Genomic DNA, 6008 nt, shown 5'->3' on the forward strand with positions numbered 1-6008 from the left:
TAATAGAGCAAAGTTCTATTACGCTACCCTAGCGCTGTGTTTACTTACAACTTAGTTACGTTAAAGAGATAGGTACGAAAGAGACTTTTGATACGGCTTTGTTCGCTTTGTTTCAAATGCCTAAAAGTAGTACAGAGGCACTTCTCCCTGTGGGGATGTTACTGGGATATATAGGGCTTTCTATAGGGGCGATCTGGAGTAAAAGACTTTTTTGGTTGCTGTTAGGTTTGGCAATATTCTATGCGCTTTATATTTTTTCATTATGAATATGTGTTTGCTATCAGGGGTCGAGTTGCTCCAACTTCAAATAAAACAATGTAAAGCTATTTACTTTTTTTATTTTCACAGTTCCGAACCTATAAATGACAAACTATTGTCGTTTATTTACGGTTCTTATATATGATCTATCTCTTCATTTTTGTTCAGTAGATCACAAAACTTCAAACCATGAATGAAGATAGCCCATGAGATATAGATCCATAAAAAGAAAAAGAGTAAAGTACTGATACTTCCATAGATGGTTGCATAGGTTTTATTATGTAAGACATAGAAGATAAAAGCACTTTTAGAGAGATACCATATAAGTGAAGCGATAAATGAGCTCATCATTGCAGCTGAGACCTCTATCTTTGTATTGGGAGAGAGTTGGAAAGCGATATAAAACATCATCCATGTGATAAAAAATGGTAAAAAAGTATACAGATGTATAATACTTGTAATGCTGCTTTTATCAAGATATACCTGTATGAATGAAGTGAGATAAAAAGAGACAGCCATCATTGCAGGTATAATAATAACCAGTAAAAGATACGTTTTTAGAGCCTCCCAGATACTGCGCTTAGGGGTTGAAAAGATATCATTAACGATGTGGTCATAATCTTTAAAGAACATCACTGCTGCGAAAGTCACATAGAATATACCCAAATATCCTAGTTTATCAGAATTTTCTACAAAGGTATTGATATTTTGCATGATCATTTTAGAATCTGTAGGCATGAGATTAGAAAAGATCAACTCTTCTACTTTTGCGTAAAGTGTATCAAATAGAGGCATGTTCGTAAAGATCGCAAGTAGGATGACCAAAAAAGGGATAATGGAGAAGATGGTACTCCAACTTAAACTAGAAGCATAGTGCCCATGTTTAGCATCAAAGAGATCTGAAGCAAAATCTCTGATGAAAAAGTAATAGTTTTTCAGTATAACTTTGAATTGACTATTCTTCTTCATAAAAACCTTTTTGTATTACGCGCATGTTATGATGAGGGTAATCCCATTTTCCCTGGGTTGAGTATATTATTAGGATCAAAAGAGTGTTTGATACTCTTAAACAGGTTAAGTTCAAGCTCATTAAATGCAATATTCATAAATGGCGCTTTACTTGTACCGATACCATGTTCACCACTCAGTGTTCCACCCATATCTACTACAAGTTGAAATATCTCTTCTATAGCTTGGTGACCATCATGAAGCTGTTGTTCATCAGAACCATCCACCATGACATTGACGTGAATGTTTCCATCTCCGGCATGACCAAAACATGGTACTTTAAATCCATATTTGTCACCTATGGCATAGATACGATTCAATGCTTCGGGCAACATACTTCTAGGTACGGAGATGTCTTCGTTCAGTTTTTTACTTCCAAAGATGGTAATAGAAGGGGAAGCATTACGCCTAGCATACCAAAGTTCATCCCTCTTTTTAGCATCATGTGCGACAACGAATTCTTGCGCACCATTCTCTTTAAACGAATTCTCTAGAGTCTCAAGTTGAAACTCTACCTCTTCAATAACATTCCCATCTACATCACCGATGAGTAATGCACCTGCATCTTCAGGAAGCTTGATGCCAAGTTTCTCTTTAAGTGCCTGTACAACGAGATCATCCATAAATTCCATAGCCACTGGATTCGCACCTGCTGCAAGAGATTTAAATACAGCATTCATCGCATCATCCACAGAAGGGAAGATACCCATATAGGCTTTAGTAAATTTAGGTTTAGGAATGAGTTTGAGAGTGATCTCTGTAATAACAGCCAATGTCCCTTCACTGGCAATGAGAATACCTGCAATGTTGTATCCGGCCACATCTTTGATGGTACGTTTACCCGCACGAATGATATCACCGTTTGGACGTACTGCACGAAGTGCCATGACATAGTCTTTGGTGATACCGTATTTGGCTGCACGCATACCCCCCGCATTTTCACTTACATTCCCACCAAGGGTAGAGTACTCTTCACTGGCTGGATCAGGCGGATAAAAGAGTCCTACTTCTTCTACAGCTTTTTGCAGATCCATATTGATCACACCTGGTTGCACCACGGCTACCATGTTTTCCATATCGATCTCGAGGATCTTGTTCATATGTTTTTCCATCCCTAAAGTGATACCACCTTGGGTAGGCAACGCACCACCGGTAAATCCGGAACCTGCTCCTCTTGGGGTAATGACGATATGATGTTCATTACAGTATGCAAGTATGGCACTTACATCTGCTTCATCTCTAGGAAATACAACGGCTTCAGGTTCAAAACGCGTACGTGTAGCATCATAAGAGTATGCAATGAGGTGTGCCTTATCGCTATAGACATTCTCTTTGCCAACAAGTTTTTCGAAATGTTTTATGTGTTTTTTATCTAACATAGTCAAATCCCATTATAGTGTTTCCATGGTGTCATAATAGTTTCCTTTGACTTCACTGCCAAACCATCCTGAATCAATTTGTTCAAACCGCATATAAAAAGGAAATGCTCCTACCGATGGAAGGTTTGTCATAGACTTCTTAGATATGATTTTCCCAGAGACAGGGTCTAAAAGTACAGCAGAGTTTTTACGTACGATATAGATCAGACCTACTTGATATTTTCTTGCGAAATGAGAGAGGTTCTCTTTTGTCGGTCTTTCTTCTCCTTCAACAGAAAGGTACAATGCAAAAAGGTCTGGATGTATCCATGTTTTATTATGTTGAGAAATGATCTTTGCATAAGTGTCTGCATCTGGAGCTAGAAGAAGTACATTGTTGTAGAGGTACCCACCGATGACCTTGTCATTCGCCGAAATAGCTGTTTTAATAGTGGGGAGTTCTTCATGATGCAGGATATCTGTACTTACCAGTGAAGTTGACCCACCTGATGAAGTTTGGGCGATCCGAGTTGTGATCGCTGTCAGGCCATTACCGTAGTTATGTATCACAACACCACTCATACCATTCACAGGAAATTTTTTGTTAAGTGTAATAGTGTTTTCTTTTACAGATTTGATAGAAGTATGTACTGTTTGAGGGAAGAAACCTGCAAAAAGTGGTAAAGAGAGTAGAGCAATAAGAGCTATTTTTCGCATAGCGATCCTTTTAGTGTTTAAATAATTGTATTGATTATACAAGCAATATAGTAAAAGTTTATTGATTCACTAAAGTAGCGGACAGATTAACCTATTTAAGTTATAATTATCTCCAATTAATCAGTAGGGAAAATGATACAGAATGGGAAGTCTTAAAAATATCGTGGTATGGATCTTGATATCAAGTTCTTTATTTGGAGCAAAAGTAATACATGAACGTTGGGAAAAAGGTCAGACTTTTTCTGATTACTTAAGCTCTAGAGACATTCCATCAGATCTGTTAGATGATATTTCAAAAACAGATATAAAGTTTCTCTCTGAGATCGAAGGCGATCAGCTCTTTTATGAATTAAAAGATAAATATGACACACTTCAACAAGCACTGATCCCTATAGGGGAAGAGATGCAGATAAGACTGGCAAAAGAGCGTGACAGCCATGACTATCATTTTGATATTATTCCTATCGAATATAAAGAAGAAGAGCATAGTGCTACTGTTACCATAGAAAAAAACCTTCATACAGATATTAGCAATGCACTGCAACACCCTGCTTTAGCAGATAAAATGGGCCAACTTTTTAAAGGTACGGTCGATGCAAGAAAGTTTCAAAAAGGTGATAAGGTCTCTTTTCTCTATACACAGAGAACCCGAATGGGACAACCATATACTCATCCATCTATTAAAATAGCCATGATCGAATCTGGGAAAAAACAAAAGTTTATCTATGCAGATGAAGATGGATATGGCTACAAAAGTACCAAAAAGTCTCAAGCATATACGGTAAAAGGGAAGAAAAAAGTAACGTATACAAGAAGAGTACCTGTAAAAAGTACCACCTCGCGTTTTGGTATGCCCATACGTCATGTTCGTATTACTTCGCATTTTTCTCATAGAAGGTATCACCCGATCTTAAAACGCTATCGTCCTCATCATGGTACAGATTTTGGAGCCAGAAGAGGAACACCACTTCTTGCAGTAAATTCGGGGAGGGTAAGTTTTGCTGGACGAATGGGCGGATATGGGAAAGTGGTTAAAATTAAACACGGGAGTGGTTATGAATCACTCTATGCACATCAGAGTCGTATACGTGTAAAAAAAGGACAACGTGTAAAGAAAGGTCAGATCATAGGATATGTTGGGAGTACAGGACGGAGTACAGGACCACATCTACACTTTGGGCTTATGAGATACGGAAAATGGATCAATCCTATGAGGGTTTTACGCAAGAAGTCGATTAAAGATACTGTTTCAAAAACATTTACCAAATATAAAGATGTAAAGACAACAAAATATAAAGAAGTCGTGATCAAGAATGCAAAAGAGAATAAGACGAAACTTCTCTCTTCTGTAGGACAAGAAAACACTCCATTCATATGGGATGGATATAAGCAAACAAGTATGAGAGTAAAAGATGGCAGATCAGATCAAAGACTTTAAACTTAAGCCTTTAGAGAATGCAAAGTTCATAGATACCTCATTGGCGACCTATGAACAAGAGGGTATCAAAAAATCATGGGAAGTGGTTCAAGCCCATGACAGTGTCGCTATACTGATCTATCATAAAGAAAAAGAGTCATTTATATTGGTAAAACAGTTCCGTCCGGCTGTCTATCTAAACAATGAAAATGGCATGACAGTTGAACTTTGTGCCGGTATTGTAGATAAAGATCTCTCTTTGGTGGAAATAGCCAAAGAGGAGATAGAAGAAGAGTGTGGTTACCTTGTGCCACTTCAAAGTATAGAGCGGATCACCTCTTTTCATACATCTGTAGGGTTTGCTGGAAGCAGGCAGACTCTTTATTTTGTTGAAGTTGACGAGAGTATGAAAGTCAGTGAAGGCGGTGGCGTGGACCATGAGCAGATAGAGGTTGTCTTCTTACCTGTAGATCAAGCTAAGAACTTGATCTATGATGAAAGCATAGCAAAAACACCTGGACTTATGTTTGCATTTATGTGGTGGCTTGAAAAACAGTGAGTATCAAAGTATCACGTATCAAATTGAGTACGAAAATAATTTAGTCGCAATATCTTTTGAGAAGGCACTGATACTCTTCTATGCGTCTGTCACGTAAAAATGGCCAAATATCACGTACTTCTTTGGTGCGTGCATGTTCGAGGTCTGCATAGAGGATCATTTCATCTTTCTCATTTGCTTGTGCAATCATCTCCCCTTGAGCACCACATACAAAAGAGTTCCCCCAAAAACGAGTACCGGCCATTACTCCGGCACTGTCCGCTTCAAAACCCACGCGGTTACAACTGAGTACAGGTATACCATTGGCAATGGCATGAGATCGTTGTATGGTGATCCAGCTCTCTAGTTGTCTGGCTTTTTCTTCTTCACTGTCTTCATCGAACCAGCCTATGGCAGTAGGATAGATAAGAAGTTCAGCACCTTTAAGTGTCATAGCCCGTGCAGCTTCAGGATACCATTGGTCCCAGCAGATCAGTACCCCCAGTTTGCCAACAGACGTTTGTATCGGTTCAAAACCTAGATCTCCCGGGGTAAAATAAAACTTCTCATAAAACCCGGGGTAATCTGGAATGTGCATTTTTCTGTATTTTCATGCAACAGAACCATCTTTTTCAAAAACGACTGCAGTGTTATGGTAGAGTCCTGCTGCACGTTTTTCAAACAGTGAGGTAACCAATACTATACTGTTTTC

5 protein-coding genes and 1 pseudogene are annotated in these 6008 nt (G+C 38.5%); 2 read left to right on the forward strand and 4 right to left on the reverse strand.

The window, feature by feature from the left end; all coding sequences use genetic code 11:
• Nucleotides 1-393: 393 nt before the first annotated feature.
• From WBM70_RS10235 to WBM70_RS10245, 3 genes are read right to left on the reverse strand one after another with little or no spacing between them, the layout of a single operon-like run.
• Nucleotides 394-1227 carry a YihY family inner membrane protein gene (locus WBM70_RS10235; RefSeq protein WP_424558407.1) on the reverse strand — a complete coding sequence of 278 codons (834 nt, stop codon included), beginning with the start codon at nt 1225-1227 and terminating at the stop codon, nt 394-396.
• A 26-nt stretch (nt 1228-1253) separates the two neighbouring features.
• The gene (locus WBM70_RS10240) at nt 1254-2645 is read right to left on the reverse strand and encodes an FAD-binding oxidoreductase (RefSeq protein WP_424558408.1); all 1392 of its coding nucleotides are present in this window, start codon (nt 2643-2645) and stop codon (nt 1254-1256) included.
• 12 nt (nt 2646-2657) lie between these two features.
• A complete protein-coding gene (locus WBM70_RS10245) occupies nt 2658-3341 on the reverse strand; it encodes a plasminogen-binding N-terminal domain-containing protein (RefSeq protein WP_424558409.1) in 684 nt (227 codons plus the stop codon).
• A 142-nt stretch (nt 3342-3483) separates the two neighbouring features.
• Here WBM70_RS10245 and WBM70_RS10250 point away from each other — a divergent pair, with 142 nt between their 5' ends.
• Nucleotides 3484-4779, forward strand: a complete 1296-nt coding sequence (locus tag WBM70_RS10250; RefSeq protein WP_424558410.1) for a peptidoglycan DD-metalloendopeptidase family protein — start codon at nt 3484-3486, stop codon at nt 4777-4779.
• On the forward strand, nt 4754-5317 hold the full coding sequence (locus tag WBM70_RS10255; protein WP_424558411.1) for an NUDIX domain-containing protein: 564 nt from the start codon (nt 4754-4756) through the stop codon (nt 5315-5317). Before WBM70_RS10250 ends, WBM70_RS10255 begins: the two co-directional genes overlap by 26 nt.
• 40 nt (nt 5318-5357) lie before the next feature.
• Here the strand turns inward: WBM70_RS10255 and WBM70_RS10260 are convergent.
• Nucleotides 5358-6008, reverse strand: a pseudogene (locus tag WBM70_RS10260) (nitrilase-related carbon-nitrogen hydrolase); the annotation flags it as partial.

The organism is Sulfurovum sp. (genome assembly GCF_049668085.1).
Classification (GTDB): domain Bacteria; phylum Campylobacterota; class Campylobacteria; order Campylobacterales; family Sulfurovaceae; genus Sulfurovum.